This window comes from Serratia sp. root2, assembly GCF_031931805.1.
In the GTDB taxonomy this organism is placed as follows: domain Bacteria; phylum Pseudomonadota; class Gammaproteobacteria; order Enterobacterales; family Enterobacteriaceae; genus Serratia; species Serratia inhibens.
Map to the genome: position 1 here is coordinate 949,847 of NZ_JAUJXB010000001.1, position 17,799 is coordinate 967,645.

At 56.1% G+C, this 17,799-nt stretch carries 16 protein-coding genes; 8 read left to right on the forward strand and 8 right to left on the reverse strand.

What is annotated here, in order from left to right; genetic code table 11:
- Position 1 precedes the first annotated feature (1 nt).
- The gene (locus QZQ97_RS04485) at positions 2 to 298 is read right to left on the reverse strand and encodes an Arc family DNA-binding protein (protein ID WP_311992420.1); all 297 of its coding nucleotides are present in this window, start codon (positions 296 to 298) and stop codon (positions 2 to 4) included.
- 167 nt (positions 299 to 465) lie between these two features.
- A complete protein-coding gene (gene bhsA / locus QZQ97_RS04490) occupies positions 466 to 726 on the reverse strand; it encodes a multiple stress resistance protein BhsA (protein ID WP_311992421.1) in 261 nt (86 codons plus the stop codon).
- 328 nt (positions 727 to 1,054) lie between these two features.
- On the opposite strand from bhsA, the gene pyrF reads away from it, so the two are divergent.
- Positions 1,055 to 1,783 carry an orotidine-5'-phosphate decarboxylase gene (gene pyrF / locus QZQ97_RS04495; protein ID WP_311992422.1) on the forward strand — a complete coding sequence of 243 codons (729 nt, stop codon included), beginning with the start codon at positions 1,055 to 1,057 and terminating at the stop codon, positions 1,781 to 1,783.
- 11 nt (positions 1,784 to 1,794) lie between these two features.
- Positions 1,795 to 2,121 carry a stress response translation initiation inhibitor YciH gene (gene yciH, locus QZQ97_RS04500; RefSeq protein ID WP_006317152.1) on the forward strand — a complete coding sequence of 109 codons (327 nt, stop codon included), beginning with the start codon at positions 1,795 to 1,797 and terminating at the stop codon, positions 2,119 to 2,121.
- A 202-nt stretch (positions 2,122 to 2,323) separates the two neighbouring features.
- On the opposite strand, the gene osmB is transcribed toward yciH, so the two are convergent.
- On the reverse strand, positions 2,324 to 2,542 hold the full coding sequence (gene osmB, locus QZQ97_RS04505; protein ID WP_004945176.1) for an osmotically-inducible lipoprotein OsmB: 219 nt from the start codon (positions 2,540 to 2,542) through the stop codon (positions 2,324 to 2,326).
- 374 nt (positions 2,543 to 2,916) lie between these two features.
- Here osmB and araD point away from each other — a divergent pair, with 374 nt between their 5' ends.
- Positions 2,917 to 3,612, forward strand: a complete 696-nt coding sequence (gene araD / locus QZQ97_RS04510; protein WP_311992423.1) for an L-ribulose-5-phosphate 4-epimerase — start codon at positions 2,917 to 2,919, stop codon at positions 3,610 to 3,612.
- 49 nt (positions 3,613 to 3,661) lie between these two features.
- Here araD and QZQ97_RS04515 read toward each other — a convergent pair whose 3' ends face one another.
- Positions 3,662 to 4,408 carry a DeoR family transcriptional regulator gene (locus QZQ97_RS04515; protein WP_311992424.1) on the reverse strand — a complete coding sequence of 249 codons (747 nt, stop codon included), beginning with the start codon at positions 4,406 to 4,408 and terminating at the stop codon, positions 3,662 to 3,664.
- Between the two features lie 294 nt (positions 4,409 to 4,702).
- Here QZQ97_RS04515 and fsa point away from each other — a divergent pair, with 294 nt between their 5' ends.
- Positions 4,703 to 5,368 (forward strand): fructose-6-phosphate aldolase, encoded by a 666-nt coding sequence (gene fsa, locus QZQ97_RS04520; protein WP_311992426.1) that lies wholly within the window; start codon positions 4,703 to 4,705, stop codon positions 5,366 to 5,368.
- A 236-nt stretch (positions 5,369 to 5,604) separates the two neighbouring features.
- Positions 5,605 to 6,588, forward strand: a complete 984-nt coding sequence (gene kdgT, locus QZQ97_RS04525) for a 2-keto-3-deoxygluconate transporter (protein ID WP_311992427.1) — start codon at positions 5,605 to 5,607, stop codon at positions 6,586 to 6,588.
- 46 nt (positions 6,589 to 6,634) lie between these two features.
- Here the strand turns inward: kdgT and QZQ97_RS04530 are convergent, their stop codons facing one another.
- The gene (locus QZQ97_RS04530; RefSeq protein ID WP_311992428.1) at positions 6,635 to 8,701 is read right to left on the reverse strand and encodes a carbon starvation CstA family protein; all 2,067 of its coding nucleotides are present in this window, start codon (positions 8,699 to 8,701) and stop codon (positions 6,635 to 6,637) included.
- 391 nt (positions 8,702 to 9,092) lie between these two features.
- Between QZQ97_RS04530 and QZQ97_RS04535 the strand changes: the two genes are divergently transcribed.
- Positions 9,093 to 10,256, forward strand: a complete 1,164-nt coding sequence (locus QZQ97_RS04535) for a M20 aminoacylase family protein (RefSeq protein ID WP_311992429.1) — start codon at positions 9,093 to 9,095, stop codon at positions 10,254 to 10,256.
- 28 nt (positions 10,257 to 10,284) lie between these two features.
- On the forward strand, positions 10,285 to 11,595 hold the full coding sequence (locus tag QZQ97_RS04540) for an MFS transporter (protein ID WP_311992430.1): 1,311 nt from the start codon (positions 10,285 to 10,287) through the stop codon (positions 11,593 to 11,595).
- A 69-nt stretch (positions 11,596 to 11,664) separates the two neighbouring features.
- Here QZQ97_RS04540 and QZQ97_RS04545 read toward each other — a convergent pair whose 3' ends face one another.
- Together QZQ97_RS04545 and gloA are read right to left on the reverse strand one after the other, a co-directional pair.
- Positions 11,665 to 13,599, reverse strand: a complete 1,935-nt coding sequence (locus tag QZQ97_RS04545; RefSeq protein WP_311992431.1) for an exoribonuclease II — start codon at positions 13,597 to 13,599, stop codon at positions 11,665 to 11,667.
- 184 nt (positions 13,600 to 13,783) lie between these two features.
- Positions 13,784 to 14,311, reverse strand: coding sequence for a lactoylglutathione lyase (gene gloA, locus QZQ97_RS04550; RefSeq protein WP_311992432.1), 528 nt, complete (start codon positions 14,309 to 14,311; stop codon positions 13,784 to 13,786).
- Positions 14,312 to 14,410: 99 nt separating this feature from the next.
- Here gloA and QZQ97_RS04555 point away from each other — a divergent pair, with 99 nt between their 5' ends.
- Complete coding sequence (locus QZQ97_RS04555) at positions 14,411 to 15,265, forward strand: LysR family transcriptional regulator (protein ID WP_311992433.1); 855 nt, start codon at positions 14,411 to 14,413, stop codon at positions 15,263 to 15,265.
- 15 nt (positions 15,266 to 15,280) lie between these two features.
- Here QZQ97_RS04555 and QZQ97_RS04560 read toward each other — a convergent pair whose 3' ends face one another.
- Positions 15,281 to 17,587, reverse strand: coding sequence for an FdhF/YdeP family oxidoreductase (locus tag QZQ97_RS04560; RefSeq protein ID WP_311992434.1), 2,307 nt, complete (start codon positions 17,585 to 17,587; stop codon positions 15,281 to 15,283).
- Positions 17,588 to 17,799: the final 212 nt, after the last annotated feature.

The window sequence follows — 17,799 nt, forward strand, 5'->3', positions numbered from 1 at the left end:
ATTACTTTTTCTTGCCGGCTTTCACGCCACCTTTCAGCAACTGACGCAGCTTTTTCAATTCTTTCTGATTCAGAGGCTGTTCGATTTCTTCTTCAATTCCCTGATTATCAATTTCGCCGTGGTGCAGCTCATCCGATTTTTTAGCGGCTTTTTCCGCTTTAACCGGCACGTCGAAGCTGGTTTCAAGGCGTTGACATACCTCAGCGCTCAGAGAGAGTTGATTCTCAGCGGCGATAGCACGAATTTTCTCTTTGAGTTCCAGAGGGATTTTGATGGTTAGTGTAGATATCTCGCTCATTTTGAAGCCTTTCTGCGGGAAGATACCTTCAAGCTAAGCCAGTAATGAGTAAGAGTCTAGGGTGTAATAAAAATTTAATATTTATGTAACATGGGGCGCGGGAATAATGAACGGAATGACGGGAAAACAGGCAGAGCCCGGCGTGCCGGGCCCTCTGGCGAAAAAACTTATTTGTAGATGACAGCGGTACCGCTCAGCAGGTTGTTACCACCGGCTGAGATAATGCGGTAGCTGCTGGCGCCCTGGGCTTCTGCTTTGGCTGCCAGTTTGGCTTCCAGGCTGCTCAGGGTCGTCGCGTGGCCTGCGGAGACTACACCGGCAGGCGCCAGGTCGTTGGCTTGTTGCAAATTGACCGGTTCAGCGGCGAGGGTCGCGAAAGAGGTCAGGGCGATGGCAGTAGCGGCTACAAAATATTTGATGGTTTTCATGGGTGACTCCAGTCCGTTTGTTTAGGTTGGAAGCAGTTCGCTTCCGATGTGTTGAATAATAAAGCATCCGTATGGATTTGAAATCTGATAATGCTGAGTATTTTATTCAAAATATTTGATTGATAATTTACGCATCTTTACGGCGCTTTACGCATCCTGCGCTAGTGGTTGTGGGGGCTTATTGACGCTTGATGACGAACGATGAATTAACATTACTTAACGGCAGGGTGCGCTGTGGCTGGGATTTCTGCCGGCCGGCATGTAGAATGCGGCGGTCAGTTTGATGGGTTGTTACCTGGTCATGTCCATTTTAAAGAAGGTAGAAGAAATGAAGTCTGAAAAAAATATTAATAACAATGACTTAAAATCATCTCCGATCATCGTTGCGCTGGATTATGCCGATAAGGGCGCCGCGTTGGCGTTTGCCGATCGTATTAATCCACAGGACTGTCGATTAAAAGTGGGCAAAGAAATGTTCACCCTGTTTGGGCCGCAGCTGGTGCGAGATTTGCACGAGCGTGGCTTCGACGTATTCCTGGATTTAAAATTCCACGATATCCCCAATACCACGGCCCATGCGGTAGCGGCAGCGGCCGAACTGGGTGTATGGATGGTCAACGTCCACGCCAGCGGTGGCGCACGAATGATGACAGCAGCTAAAGAAGCGTTGCTGCCCTATGGCGCAGAGGCGCCGTTGTTGATCGCCGTTACCGTGCTCACCAGCATGGAGGCGGAGGATCTGCAGGCCATTGGCATTAACATTTCTCCGGCCGAGCAGGCTGAACGGCTGGCACGGCTGACTCGTGATTGCGGGCTGGACGGCGTGGTCTGTTCAGCGCATGAAGCCGAACGGCTGAAAGCAGTCTGTGGGCGTCAGTTCCAATTGGTCACGCCGGGCATTCGCCCGGTAGGCAGCGCAGCCGGCGATCAACGCCGCATCATGACGCCGGTACAGGCGCAGGCCGCCGGAGTCGATTATATGGTGATTGGGCGTCCGATCACCCAATCTGCCGATCCTGCCGCCACGTTGAGCGCTATTCGCGCCTCGCTGGCTTGAGGAGGCTTGAAATGAATGACGACAATAGCCGGTTGGTTTACTCCACCGACAGCGGGCGTATCAAGCAAGAAGAGGTCAAACCGCAACGAGCCAAAGGTGACGGCATCGTGCGCATTCAACGCCAAACCAGCGGGCGCAAGGGGAAAGGCGTTTGCCTGATCACCGGCATTGATTTGGACGATGCAGCACTTGAAAAGCTGGCGGCAGAGCTGAAAAAGAAATGCGGGTGCGGTGGTTCGGTCAAAGACGCGGTGATCGAGATCCAGGGCGATAAACGCGATCTCCTCAAGCAGTTGCTGGAAGCCAAAGGGATGAAGGTCAAGCTGGCGGGCGGTTAACGCCTGCAGGCGGAGTGCCATGCCGCGGTGCAATGCTGCGGCATGGCTTAGGTCGTGCTGTCGGGCCGGAGCCCATCGGTGGCGAAAATACCATGGATTAAAGGTAATACAGACCTGAAATAATCTTTATTATGCTTAATACGTCAAAGCGAAAACGCTTTTGCCAGCCTGTCGGCAGAGGTATCTATTAGTGGCCTGCAGGTTATTTTCCAACCTGATGACCAATGATGCCCCCAACGGCGGCCCCACCCAGCGTACCCAATGCGCTACCATCGGTCAGCACTGCACCGCCTACAGCCCCTGCGCCGGCACCAATTGCGGTGTTGCGGTCACGTTTGGACATGTTGGAACAGGCACTGAGTGAAAACGCCAGAGTCAGTGCCAGAGCGGCGGTGGCGAAACGTTTATTGATAATCATCATAATGACTTCTCCTTAGCATTGGCTATATGGAAGTGCCCTTTAAGTATAGGCGTGAACCATAAATTCGGCCTGCTATCGGCTCCCATACAGTATCGATATAAAAAATGGCATTATTTGTTAAAGGCAGAACATTAAAAAGTTGAAAGCGGTCTCTCTGCCCAAATTCACTATAAGCTACCGTTGATCAATAAACAGGTAAATAGTCCTAAATTCCAGACGCCTGTTTCTCTTTCTTTCCTATAAGCGAAGCATCGTTAACCCCGCAGAACTCCGCATCCAGCAGAAGCCTACGCGGTCTTCAGCGATTTATGCCATACCGCCCCGTCGCCAGCCTACCGACAATATTCGCAGGCAGGCTTAACCGGGAAAGACAAATGCTTAACGATCTTAAACAGCAGGTATTGGAAGCGAATCTGGCATTGCCGCGCCATCATCTGGTGACCTTCACTTGGGGCAACGTCAGCGCCATCGATCGCCAGACAGGGCTGATGGTGATCAAACCTTCCGGGGTGGAATATGCGCTAATGACCCGTGACGATATGGTGGTGGTGGAACTGGAAAGCGGCAACGTGGTGGAGGGCAATAAAAAACCTTCTTCAGACAGTGATACCCACCGGGCATTGTATCTCGAGTTCGAGGCGGTCGGCGGCATTGTGCACACCCATTCGCGGCACGCCACCATCTGGGCGCAGGCCGGCCAGGATATTCCCGCCTGGGGCACCACTCATGCCGATTATTTCTACGGTGACATTCCCTGTACGCGAACCATGCGGGATGAGGAAATTGCCGGGCGTTATGAATGGGAGACCGGCAGGGTGATTGTCGAAGCCTTCCACGAAAGGCGATTGGATCCGGCCAGCATGCCGGCAGTGTTGGTGCATTCGCACGGCCCGTTTACCTGGGGCAAAGACGCGGATAACGCGGTGCACAATGCCGTGGTGCTGGAAGAAATTGCCTATATGGGGATTTTTTCACGCCAACTCACGCCTGGTCTGGAGAATATGCAGCAAACGTTGCTGGATAAACACTACCTGCGCAAGCACGGCAAAAACGCCTATTACGGGCAGTGATCATCAGGCGGGCAACCGAACGGTGCCCGCCTGCCGTTTCAGATGAGGTTTAATCGCTGACTCTATCCAGCCGTATTCCCTGGCGTTTCAACTGATGCTGGTATTCCGGTTCCAGGCGTGAATCGGTGATCACACGATCAATCTTTCCTTGCTGAGCCAACGGATTGGGTTGGATCTGACCAAACTTGGACGAATCTGTCAGCACGATATTTTCCATACCCTTCGCCAGCACGGCGTTGACCACGTCGGCGCGCATCATATCGCGGCCGGTAAAGCCGGTTTCCGCATGGTAACCGTCAATGCCGATAAACGCCTTGCTGAAATGAACCTGCTGGATGCACATGCGTGTCAGCGGCCCGACCACGGTCTCACTCTTTTTCTGATACATGCCACCCAGCACTATCACCTCACAATCGCTCTCTTTCAGTAGATTGGCGATATAGTGGCTGACGGTGATCAGCGTGATGCTTTTGCGTTCGGCGATATAGCGCGCCAACAGCGCATTGGTACTGCCATTTTCTATAAAGATGGTTTCGCCGTCGTTAACCTGCGAAGCGGCAAACTGCGCCAGCTTCTGTTTGAGAGCAAAATTGGACATCATACGCGCATCGACGTCGTCGCTTTCCAGCGCCAGCGCGGAACCGTGCACCCGTTTCAGATAGCTGCGCTTTTCCAGCAGGTTCAAATCCTGACGGATAGTGACCTCTGAAACCCCGGTGGTGCGCGACAGATCGCTGACGCTGATCCTTCGACGTTCGTTTACCAACTGCAGAATTGTTTGTTGTCTTGAATTCATATCGACCTGATGCGCGACTACCAATGTGCGGCCGCTAAAATTTATTGTTGAAATAGTATGTTCTGTTCGCGCCATAATATCATCCTGCGCGTCAGAGGATGATGAGGTAAAGAAAGCGGATTATCCAGCGTCACGAAGTGAAGATCATCAACCCTCTGCCATTCAGTTGCTCTACTTTTCCCATTAACGTTGTTTTGAATGAAAATTGATTTGATTGCGATCAAAAATCATGAGTTCTTTTGTCCTACTATGATGAGAGTTTGAATTCGCCCACAGAAGATTCAGGAGTTCGTAATGGAGCTTTATCTCGATACCGCTGATGTGAATGCAGTAAAACGCCTGGCGCGCATTCTGCCGTTGCACGGCGTCACCACCAATCCGAGCATTGTCGCTAAAGAGGGGAAACCCATTTGGGAAGTACTGCCGGCGCTGCGTGATGCACTGGGCGGTACCGGCAAACTGTTTGCCCAAGTGATGGCCAACGACGCCGAGCGCATGGTGGCGGAGGCGGCGCTGCTTCATCAGCGAGTGCCTGGCCTGGTAGTCAAGATCCCGGCGACCGCCGAGGGGCTGGCGGCGATTAAAAAACTGAAATCGATGTCGATACCTACGCTGGGTACGGCGATTTATGGCGCCGGTCAGGGGCTATTGGCGGCGTTGGCCGGTGCGGAGTATGTGGCCCCCTACGTTAACCGGCTGGACGCACAGGGCGGAGACGGTATCGAAATGGTGCACGAGCTGCAGCAATTGCTGACGCTGCATGCGCCGGGCACCCGGGTGCTGGCCGCCAGCTTCAAGACGCCACGGCAGGCGTTGGAGTGCCTGTTGGCGGGCTGTCAGGCCATTACCTTGCCGGTCGATGTGGCCGAACAGTTCCTTGTTGCTCCGGCGGTGCAGGCGGCGGTCGAAAAGTTCGAGCAGGATTGGCTGGGGGCATTCGGTACCAACCTGCTTAACTAATCCTTTTTTCAGTGGCAAGAGGCGGCTTTGGCCGCCTTTTTTGTGAGTACGATTTAATTTTGAAATAATGGATCTTTAAATTCAAAACAATGTTTTAATTTTATGCTTTCGATCACTTTTATTCCCTCGTTGAACAGTTAGCTTGAGTGAGCCAATCATCACGAAGCGTGCCGGTTGGAAAGGCTGCTGTCAGCGGTGCGTTGCTTTAACAATTCAACAGCAAGGTGGAATGAGTGATGCAGATTAAGCGTGCGATAGACAAGATCCCTGGCGGCATGATGCTGGTACCGCTGTTCATTGGCGCGGTGTGTCATACCTTTGCGCCAGGCGCCGGGAAATATTTCGGTTCCTTCACCAACGGGCTCATTAGCGGCACGGTGCCGATTCTGGCGGTATGGTTTTTCTGTATGGGGGCCTCAATCAAGCTGAGTGCCACCGGTACGGTATTGCGTAAATCCGGCACGCTGGTGGTGACCAAGGTCGCGGTGGCTTGGATGGTGGCGGCAGTGGCATCGCGGGTAATGCCCGAAAACGGTGTCGAAGTCGGTTTTTTCGCCGGCCTGTCGACGCTGGCGCTGGTGGCGGCGATGGACATGACCAACGGCGGTTTGTATGCCTCGGTGATGCAACAATACGGCAGTAAGGAAGAGGCGGGCGCTTTTGTGCTGATGTCGCTGGAATCCGGGCCGCTGATGACCATGATTATCCTCGGTACCGCCGGAATAGCCTCGTTCGAACCTCACGTGTTTGTCGGTGCTGTGTTGCCATTCCTGGTCGGGTTTGCGCTGGGTAACCTCGATCCCGAACTGCGCGAATTCTTCGGCAAGGCGGTGCAGACGTTAATCCCGTTCTTTGCCTTTGCGCTTGGCAACACCATCGATCTTGCGGTGATAGCGCAAACCGGGCTGTTGGGCATCCTGCTGGGCGTAGCGGTAATAGTGATTACCGGCATCCCGCTGATTATTGCCGATAAGCTGATTGGCGGGGGTGACGGCACGGCGGGCGTGGCCGCATCCAGCTCTGCCGGCGCTGCGGTGGCGACGCCGGTGCTGATTGCTGAAATGGTGCCGCAGTTCAAGGCGATAGCCCCGGCTGCGACGGCCTTGGTGGCGACGTCGGTGATTGTCACCTCGATTCTGGTGCCGATCGTAACTGCGATCTGGTCGAAACGCGCCAAGGCCAGAGCTGCCATGCGAGAACATATGGCGGTGGTGAAATAATCAAAAAAAGGGCGCCGCAGCGCCCTTGCGAGAGTGTCCTTAACGTTTAGATCTTGCCAGTCTCTTCACGAAAGGTGACTGGCGACTCGTTCGCCGTAGGCTGGCTGGCGTTCAGCGCACGGCGGATCACAAAGAATGCAGAAACCAGCATGGTCACCGCCACCAGCATAAAGAAAGCGCAAAGCGCGGCGTTAATCTGATTACTGAACACTATGGTTTCCATATCTTTCAGTGTCTTGGCCGGGGCAATCAGGGTGCCTTGCTCAATGCCGGCTGAGAATTTCTTCGCCTGCGCCAGGAAGCCGATGCTGGGTTTCTCGTGGAAGATTTTTTGCCAGCCGGCGGTCATCGAGGTAATGAACAACCAAACGGTTGGCAGAATGGTCACCCAGGCGTAGCGCTGTTTTTTCATTTTAAACAGCACCACGGTGCCGAGGATCAACGCCATTGAGGCCAGCATCTGGTTGCCGATACCAAACAGCGGCCACAGGGTGTTGATGCCGCCAAGCGGATCGACCACACCCTGATAAACGAAGAAACCCCAACCGGCTACGGCCACCGTCGTACCTGCCAGATTACCGAACCATGAACGGTTGTTGGCCAGCCGAGGGATTGCCACGCCAACCAGATCCTGCACCATAAAGCGGCAGGCGCGGGTGCCGGCATCGACGGCGGTCAGAATGAACAGCGCCTCAAACAGAATGGCGAAGTGATACCAGAACGCCATCATCGCGCGGCTGTTAAACACTTCGGTGATGATGTGCGCCATCCCTACAGCAAAGGTCGGTGCGCCACCGGCGCGCGACAGGATCGAATGCTCGCCCACGTCTTTGGCGATCATCGTCAGGGTTTCCGGCGTAATGACAAAGCCCCAGCTGTTGATGACCTGCGAGGCGTTTTCCACCGTGGTGCCAATCAGCGCCGCCGGAGAGTTCATGGCGAAATAAACGCCGGGGTCGATCACCGAAGCGCAAATCAGCGCCATGATGGCCACGAAGGATTCCATCAGCATGGCGCCATAACCGATAAAACGAATATGGCTTTCGCGCTCTACCAGTTTAGGGGTGGTCCCGCTGGACACCAGCGCATGGAAACCGGAAATCGAACCGCAGGCGATAGTGATAAACAGGAACGGGAACAGTGAACCGGCGAATACCGGGCCGCTGCCATCGATAAAGCGCGATACCGCAGGCATTTTCATTTCCGGCATGGCAAAGACAATGCCTATCGCCAGCCCGATAATGACGCCAATCTTCATAAAGGTGGAAAGATAATCACGTGGCGCCAGCAGCAGCCATACCGGTAGCACCGAAGCGACGAAACCGTAGATCACCAGCACCCAGGTCAGGGTGGTGCCATGCAGCGTAAAGAAGGGCCCCCAGTAGGGGTGTTGCGCCACGTTGCCGCCATAAATGATCGCCAGCAGCATCAGTACGAAGCCGACCACCGAGATTTCGGCGATTTTCCCCGGACGGATAAAGCGCATGTATATTCCCATAAACAGCGCGATAGGAATGGTGGCGGCGATGGTGAACAGGCCCCATGGGCTGTCGGCCAGCGCTTTTACTACCACCAGAGCCAAGGCAGACAGAATGATGATCATCACGCCCAATGCGCCAAGCATGGTGATCACCCCGGCGAAGGCACCCAGTTCCTGTTTGGCCATTTCACCCAGCGAACGGCCGTCGCGGCGGGTAGAAATGAACAGGATCAGGAAGTCCTGCACCGCCCCGGCCAGCATAACGCCGACCAGGATCCAGATGGTGCCCGGCAAAAAGCCCATCTGAGCGGCCAGAATCGGCCCAACCAGTGGCCCCGCGCCGGCGATGGCGGCAAAGTGGTGACCGAACAGCACCCACTTGTTGGTGGGGACATAGTCCAGGCCATCGTTGCGACGCTCCGCCGGCGTCATGCGGCGATCGTCAAGCTCAAACACTTTTTTGGCGATGAACAGGCTATAGAAACGGTAAGCGATGCTATAACAGGCAACGGCAGCCACCACCAGCCAGACCGCGTTAACATGCTCCCCGCGGCTGAGCGCCAGCATGGAGAAGGCAAATGCGCCGACTAACGCCACCACCAGCCAGATGATCCCGGACTTGACGTTTTTCATGATCAACAACTCCTTGGTGTGCAGAGATAAAGAAAGAGATGTTCTTATAGAGAATGAATACAGATTAAAAATAGGAGTTTTGGCGCTGAACAGAAGCAGGTTGGACGAGAAATGTGAACCAAGTGGGGTTTTATTGTAAAAACAAGGTGATGAGCGTCGGTGGTGCAGGATGCCGAGGAAACCGTCTGATACAGCTTTTCATTCTGCAGTTTTAATTTCCCCTCAGCGGATAATCGTCGTTTTATTGTCGAAAACCTCGGTCAGCGGATTATTAATTGCCATGTCGTCAAGCTGGCGAAAAAAATAATTAATACCGTGTTATACCTTTCCTTTCAAAAGAGCATTCAATTATTCATCTCGCAAATAATAAAGAAAAAAAAGGAGTTTAATTATGATAGATAAAATGATCGGCGGTTATTTATCTCAATTGACGGCAATTCGGCACGATATTCATCGACACCCGGAGCTGGGTTTTGAAGAGTTTCGCACCAGCGATCTGGTGGCGGACTATTTGAGCGCGTGGGGTTATGAGGTGCATCGCGGGCTGGCGGGCACCGGCGTGGTGGGCACCCTGCGACAGGGGTGCGGCGAAAAACGCCTCGGGCTGCGCGCTGACATGGACGCGTTGCCGATTACGGAGAACAACGGTAAACCCTGGAGCAGCCGCATCGCGAACCGCATGCACGCCTGCGGCCATGACGGCCATACCACCATGCTGCTCGGCGCTGCCCGCTACCTGGCACAGACGCGCAATTTCAACGGTACGCTGCATCTGATATTTCAACCGGCGGAGGAGATGCTCAACGGCGGCGCCCGCATGCTGGAACAGGGGCTGTTTGAGTTGTTCCCCTGCGACGCTATCTTCGCCATGCATAACATGCCGGGCATGCCGGCCGGCGAGTTTTTCTTCCAGCACGGTCCTTTTATGGCCTCGATGGATCAGTTCAATATTAGCGTGCAGGGGCGCGGCGGTCACGGTGCTATCCCGCACCTGGCGGTCGATCCGGTGCTGGTGGCGTCGCATATCACCGTGGCGCTGCAAAGCATCGTCTCGCGCAATATAAACCCGCTGGAGGCCGCGGTGATCACCGTCGGTAGCATCAAAGCCGGTGAAGCGGCCAACGTGATACCAGAGAGTGCAGAGATGAAACTCAGCGTACGCTCGCTGGACCCTCAGGCGCGCGCCACATTGCTGGCGCGTATTCCGGCACTGGTGCAGGCGCAGGCGGAAAGCTTTGGTGCCTGCGCCCGGGTGGAACACGTCAACGGCACGCCGGTGCTGATGAATGACGAAGCGATGACGCGCTTCGCCCACAGGGTAGCGGAGCAGCAGTTTGGCACCGCGCGCGCTCACTACGGCACCCAACCGCTGATGGGCAGTGAAGACTTTGCTTTTATGCTCGATGCACATCCACAAGGCTGTTATTTGATTATCGGCAACGGTAAGGGTGAGGGCAGCTGCATGGTGCATAACCCCGGATACGATTTTAACGACGATTGCCTGGCTGCCGGCAGCCATTATTGGGGAGCGTTGACTGAAGCCTATCTAAAATAAATCAGCTTGATGATTTCAGGGAAATACTATGAGTGAAAATACGCTTTCCAATGATCAGGAAATAACATCGGTGCGGAAGGTGGGCGGCAAGCGGGTTATTTTCGCCGCCTCCTTCGGCAATGCGCTGGAGTTTTTTGATTTCGGTATTTACAACTTCTTTGTTATTTATATCAGCGTGCTGTTTTTCCCGCCCTCGAGCGATCCGAATCTGGCGCTGTTGCTGGCGTTCGCCACCTTTGGCGTCAGTTTTATTATGCGGCCGCTGGGCGGTGTTCTGATCGGCGCCTATGCCGATCGCTGCGGGCGAAAATCGGCGATGGTTCTGACGATTTCGCTGATGACTCTGGGGACGGCGATGATCGGTTTTGCACCGACCTACGCTACCGCCGGCTATTGGGGAACGATAACGCTGGTGGCCGCGCGGTTGATTCAGGGCGTGGCGGCGGGTGGGGAGGTCGGAGCGTCGATGTCGCTGCTGGTGGAGGCTGCTCCGCCCAACCGGCGAGGATTTTATTCCAGCTGGACACTGGCAACGCAGGGGATTGCCAGCGTCGTTGGCGGCGCGACGGCACTGGGATTGAGCGCCGCACTGCCGGTACTGTCGGGCGACCCCGAGGCCATGGCCAGCTGGGGTTGGCGCATTCCGTTCTTTATCGGCGTGGCGTTGGCGCCAATCGGCTGCTGGCTGCGGCTCAGTCTGGAGAACGATCGGCCGCACGCGGCGAAAGAACCGCAGGCACCACCGCACTTGCGTCAACATTCACGGGCGGTTGTGCTCGGCGTGATGTTGACCATCGGCGCGACCGTGGCTACTTACATCTCAATGTATTATCTCGGCACCTATGCGGTGAAGTACCTCGGCATGGCGCAATCCCACGGCTATGCCGCCATGTTGTTGGCGGGGGCGGTGACCTTTGGCGGCAGCTTACTGGTGGGCCACTGGTGCGATCGCTACGGCAGACTGCCGCTGATTCTCTGGGCACGCATCGCCATTTTGCTGCTGTCGTTGCCGGTTTTCTGGCTGTTAAATGAGGTGCCGCATCCGGCGGTGTTGCTGAGCGTAGTGGTGCTGATGGTCAGCCTGACTACTCTGGGCTCGGTACCGACCTTGCTGATGATTTCCGAACTGTTCCCCCAGCGCATCCGCGCATTGGGATTTGCGCTGGTGTATAGCCTGGGCGTAGCGATTTTCGGTGGATTTGCCCAGTACATCGCCTCGCAGTCGATCGCCCTGAGCGGTTCGCTGCTGGCGCCTGCCGGCTATCTGATGCTGGCTACCGTGATTTCGTTGCTGGCACTGCCGCTGCTGCGGGAAACCGGTGGCGACAGGCTGCAATAACCCGAAGAGGAGGCAAAAAAACGCCGGCGATTTTCATCGCCGGCGTCGACTGTCTTGCAGAGAGAAACGTCAGGCCGCAGGGCGGGCGATCACGCTGCGGGTTTCCATACGCACTTCGGCGATGTTGACCTCCAGGGTATCGCTCTGGCGATAGACGACTTCGCCTTTCACCTGGACCGTGCCGGTATCCTGGCTGCAGACCATTTCATCACGCACCGCGTGAATAAACGGCGCAGGGATAAAGGCGACGGCACCGTTGTCCAGCAGGCGCACGCGCAGACCACCGCGGGTCACGTCGATGATTTCCGCATTGAAGCGCTCATCGGTACCGGCTTTGTCTTTCAGGTAACGCGCATACAGCCAGTCACCGACGTCACGCTCCGCCATGCGGTTAAGACGACGGCGCTCTGCCAATTGGACCGTCACTTCGTCCTGCGGTTTTTCGGCGGACTGTTCGGCGATGATGGCTTTCAGGAGACGGTGGTTGACCATGTCGCCGTATTTACGGATCGGTGAGGTCCAGGTCGCGTAGGCTTCCAGTCCCAGGCCGAAATGCGGGCCCGGCGTGGTGCTGATCTCGGCATAAGTCTGGAAACGGCGGATACGGCTGTCGAGGAACTGGGTCGGTTGCGAGTCGAGATGACGGCGCAGTTCGCAGAACCCGTCCAGCGTCAGCAGTTTCTCGGCATCGGCTTCCACGCCGTTGGCTTGCAGCACGGTAACCGCCTGCTCAACCAACGCCGGATCGAAACCGGTATGCACGTTGTAAATCCCGAAGCCCAGACGATCGCGCAGCATGATGGCGGCGCAGACGTTGGAGGCAATCATGCACTCTTCAACGATGCGGTTGGCGCTGCGGCGTTGTTCGGTGATGATTTCCAGCACTTCGCCTTTTTCGCCCAGAACAAAGCGGTAGTCAGGACGATCCTTGAACACCAGGGCATGTTGGTGGCGCCAGGCGTTACGGGCATCGCAGACGCGTTTCAACAGGGTGATTTGCTGTGCAATCTCGTCGCTTGGCGGTTGCCAGCCGGCAATGCCTTCCAGCCAGTCGGATACTTCGTCATAAACCAGTTTGGCTTTTGACTCGATCTCGGCGGCAAAGAAATGAATGTCGTTACCCAACGCGCCATCGGCACCTATGGTGACGCGGCAAGCCAGTACCGGACGGCGTTCGTTCGGGCGCAGAGAGCACAGGTTATCAGACAGGTCGCGCGGCAACATAGGAATGTTGAAACCCGGCAGATAGTTGGTGAAGGCACGCTTGCGGGCGATATCATCCAGCGGGCTGCCTTGCGCTACGTAAGCGGTTGGGTCGGCAATGGCGATGGTCAGTTGCAGTGAGCCGTCGCCGTTGTCCTGAACGAACAACGCATCGTCCATATCTTCGGTGCTGGCGCTGTCAATGGTGACAAAATTCAGCGCGGTCAGATCTTCACGCTGCAACGCGGCGTCCGGCTCGCTGATGGCAACCATCTCCGGCGCTTCTTTTTCCAGGTTATGGCGAGCCAGCGTGACCCACCAAGGGGCCAGATGGTCTTCGCCGTCGGTGATGAAGTGGGTCAGATCGGCGTTGAAACCGCGATCGCCTTTCAACGGGTGGCGGCGCATTTCCGCTACCGCCCAGTCACCGGCCTGGAAGTTATGGGTCAGTTCACGCACCGGGCGACACTGAATTGCGTCTTTCAGCAACGGATGATCGGGCACAATGGACAGGCGGTCATCACGCTTTTGCACGCGGCCGACAAAGCGCGAAAGGAATGGCTCGACCAGGGTTTCCGGCTCGGCGATTTCGCGTTCTTTCTCGGTGTGCAGGGTGGCGATCACGCGATCCCCATGCATGACTTTCTTCATGTACGGCGGTGGGATGAAATAGCTCTTTTGACCGTCGACCTCAAGAAAGCCAAAGCCTTTCTCAGTCCCTTTTACTACGCCTTCAACGCGTGGGGTCTGAGAGTGAAGTTGCTGTTTAAGCTGCGCCAGCAGCGGGTTATCTTGAAACATATCGTCCAGTGAATGGGTTGTGAGTGGCAAGATTTGCGGCAGACAGTTTTACGCGAATCACCCGCTGCGGGCAAGCCTAACGTCACGGTTTTCCTGCGTTGGCGCGCGATTTTGCCCAATAGCGGCCAATCAAGGGAGGTAAAGTAAAACCCCGGCACAGAGGGCCGGGGGGAAGGGCTGCGAATCAGTCCAGCAGCGGCGTTGGCTGCAGGATCTCAATCCAGTAATCATCCGGATCGCGGATGAATGCCACATAGTTCATTCGTCCCTCATGCAGGCGCTTCTGGAAGGCCACGCCAAGGCGCTCAAAACGCTCGCAGGCGACACGCACGTCCGGCACCGTCACGCACAGATGGCCAAAGCCGCGCGGCTCGCTATTGCCATTGTGATAGCGGAAATCGGCCTGCTGTTCGGTGCCGTGGTTGTAGGTCAGTTCCAGAATGCCCGGTTGGCTCAGGGCCCAGCGTTTGCGCTCTTCGTCATCCTGCGGGATCTGCTCGCGCGGGCTGCGTGTCAGATAACAGATGGTAAAGGCCGCCTCCCGAAACTCTTCCAGGTAAACCGGGGTAAAGCCCAGCACGCGGGTATAGAAATCCAGCGCTTTGGTCAGGTCCTTCACGCGGATCATGGTGTGGTTGAACACGTAGCCGTCGGTGACCGCATCCGGTTGAGCGGCAACGCCCGGCAGCGTCAATAGGTCGTTCAGTGGCATTGGGTTTCTCCTCAGGTTGTCGACAGAACTGTAGGGCAAATCGATGCTAATCTAAAGTGATTGTTTTTAAGTAAGATCATTACTAAAAGTGAATGTTTAATGAAACTGAGCCAGCTCAAATTTTTCTGCGCCCTGGTTGAGCATAAGACCATTGCCGCCGCTGCACGGGAGCTGCACTGCGTGCCCTCCAACGTTACCCTGCGCATCCGCGAACTGGAGACAACGCTGGGTGGAGATCTGTTTTTTCGCGACAAGAACCGGCTGTACGTAAACCCGCGAGGCAGGCTGTTTTACCAGCAGGCGCGCGATATCGTGATGCAAGCCGAGCGCAGCCGACAACTGTTCGTCGGGGAGCAACCGCAGGGGTTGCTGAATCTTGGCGCGCTGGATTTCTCGCTGGTCAGCCATTTGCCGGCGCGCATCGCTCAACTGCGCCGCCTGCAACCGCAGTTGCAGGTCAACGTGCTGAGCCGCGATTCGCTGGTATTGGAACGAATGCTGATTGACAGTGAGCTCGATCTGGCTATCACCGACGGACCGATTGAGCATCCTCTGTTAGCCAGCCAGAAGGCCTTTGACGAGCGGCTGGTGCTGCTGATGCCGGCCGCGGTAGCACAGCCCGATGCCGCCACGCTGTCAGAACTGGAGTTTTATACCTTCAGCCGCGAGTGTTCGTTTCGCCTCAAGGTCGATCACTGGCTGGCTTCGCGTAACCTGAAACCGCGCATGACGCTGGAAATGGAGTCTTATACCGCAATGGCGGCCTGCGTAAAGGCCGGCTGTGGGGTAGCCTGCATCCCCGGTTCGCTGCTGCCACTGATCCTGCCTGCACCGGAATTGAAGGTGGTGGAAATGGGAGAGGAAGGAGTGAGCGATTTATACTTCGTCTGGCGCCGTCATCAGCTTTCGGCCGAATTGCAGGCGACCCTGGAAATATTGGCGCGCCCGGCGTAAACCGGGCGCATCAGGTCAGGCGATACGCAGCGTTGGTTGCGCAGTGCAGCGGCGGATCGCCACCGGGATGGATTTGGAGGTCGGTGTGCCGGTACCGTCGCCAAAACTGGCCAGTGGCACCAGCGGGTTGGTTTCCGGGTAGTAGGCCGCCAGGTTGCCGCGTGGAATATCGTAGCTCACCAGTTTGAAACCGCTCACCTTGCGGATGACGCCGTCATTCCACAGGGTTTCGATCTCCACCAATTCACCGTCCTGCATGTCCAAGGCCGCCAGATCTTCCGGGTGGATGAACAGTACTTCACGCTGGCCATACACGCCGCGATAGCGGTCGTCCAACCCGTAGATGGTGGTGTTGTACTGATCGTGGGAACGCAGTGTTTGCAGCGTAAAGGGCGCTTTTTTGCCGTCGAACTCCGGGAGCAGGCTCTCTGGTAGCGAGGCTGCGCTGAATTCCGCTTTACCGCTAGGCGTGGCGAAACGCAATTCGGCGGCGGCATTACCCAAATAGAAACCGCCGGGTTGATCGCAGCGACGGTTGAAATCCTCGAAACCGGGAACGGTGGCGGCGATATGGTCGCGGATCAGCGAATAGTCATCCGCCAGCGCCAGCCAGTCCAACGGCTTGTTGCCCAGCACCGCATCGGCGATGCCGCAAACAATGGCGGTTTCTGACCGTTGGGTATCTGCCAGCGGTTTACCGACGCCTTCGGAGGCGTGAACCATACTGAATGAATCTTCCACCGTGATGTACTGCGGGCCACTGGCCTGCAGATCCTGCTCGGTACGCCCCAGCGTTGGCAGGATCAGCGCGTCTTTACCGGTGACCAGATGGCTGCGGTTGAGCTTGGTGCTGATATGCACCGTCAGGTCGCAGCAGCGCAGGGCGCGGGCGGTGCGTTCGGTATCCGGTGCCGCCGCCGCCAGATTGCCGCCCAGCGCCAACAGCACCTTCACTTCACCGCGCAGCATCGCTTCGATGGCCTCTACCGTGTTATGGCCAGGCTCGCGTCGTGGGGAGAAGTTGAAATGTTTTTCCAGGCTGTCGAGCAGCGCCTTGGGCGATTTCTCGTCAATGCCCATGGTGCGGTTGCCCTGTACGTTGCTGTGGCCGCGCACCGGGCACAGGCCGGCGCCCGGTTTGCCCAACTGACCGAACAGCAGTTGCAGATTGGTTATCTCGCGCACCGTCGGCACCGAATGCTTATGCTGAGTGATGCCCATCGCCCAGGTGCAAATCACCCGCTCGGCACCCTGATAAATCGCCGCCGCCTGCCGCAACTGCACCTCGCTGAGGCCAGACTGTTGGATGATGTGATCCCAGGAGGTGGCATCCACTTGCGCCAGGTAGCTTTCCACGCCGACGCTGTGCTGCTCAATGAACGCCAAATCGAACAGGCCAGGTTCACCGGAGGACAAACGCTGGCGATGGTTTTCCAGCAGCGCTTTCACCATGCCGCGCACTGCCGCCATATCCCCGCCAAGGTTGGGCTGAAAATAAGCTGAACTTATTGGCGAAGATGTCGGCGTTAACATTTGAATCGGGTTTTGCGGATCGGCGAAGCGCTCCAGACCGCGTTCGCGCAGGGTGTTAAAACTAACGATACGCGCCCCACGACCGGCGGCATTTTTCAGGCTGTGCAACATGCGCGGATGGTTGGTGCCGGGGTTTTGGCCGAACACAAAGATGGCGTCGGCTTTTTCAAAGTCATCCATGCGAATGGTGCCTTTACCCACGCCGATGCTTTGTTTCAACCCGACGCCGCTGGCCTCATGGCACATATTCGAGCAGTCGGGGAAATTGCTGGTGCCGAGCATGCGGCCGAACAGCTGATACAAATAAGACGCCTCGTTGCTGGCGCGGCCGGAGGTATAGAGTTCGATCTGATTCGGATTATCCATCTGTTTGATGTGGTGGGCAATCAACGTCAGCGCCTCCGGCCAACCGATCGGCTCGTAATGGTCAGTTTCGGCGTTATAGCGCATCGGATGGGTAATGCGGCCCTGATACTCGAGGAAATAGTCGCTTTGCTGTTGCAGGGCACTGACGCTGTGGGCGGCGAAAAATGCCGGTTCAACCGCATTGCGCGTGGCCTCCCAACTGACTGCCTTGGCGCCGTTTTCGCAGAAACTGAAGGTACTGTGATTGTCGTCGCCCCAGGCGCAGCCCGGGCAGTCGAAGCCGCGGACCTTATTCACGCGCATCAGATTGCGCAGGTTTTTCAGTGCCTGTTTGCTGTCGAGCACGTAACGGGTGGTGGCTTCGAGTGAACCCCAGCCACCTGCTGCGCCGGTATACGGCTTTATGGACGGTTTGAATTTCATGATTTTCTTCACATGTGTTGTAGCTAAAAAGTAAATTATTTTTTAATCGTTTTAAGTATTTATGTCGCAAGTTTAGGTGGGTACGGCATAAGCGTCTAATAGAATTGGGTAATCGCGGCATAGAGCGGGTTTATCGCTCGCTGTTCGGGTCCTCAGCCGGACATACAAATAGTTTCACTATGTTATGCCCTGCAAAAGACTAATGATTCCGC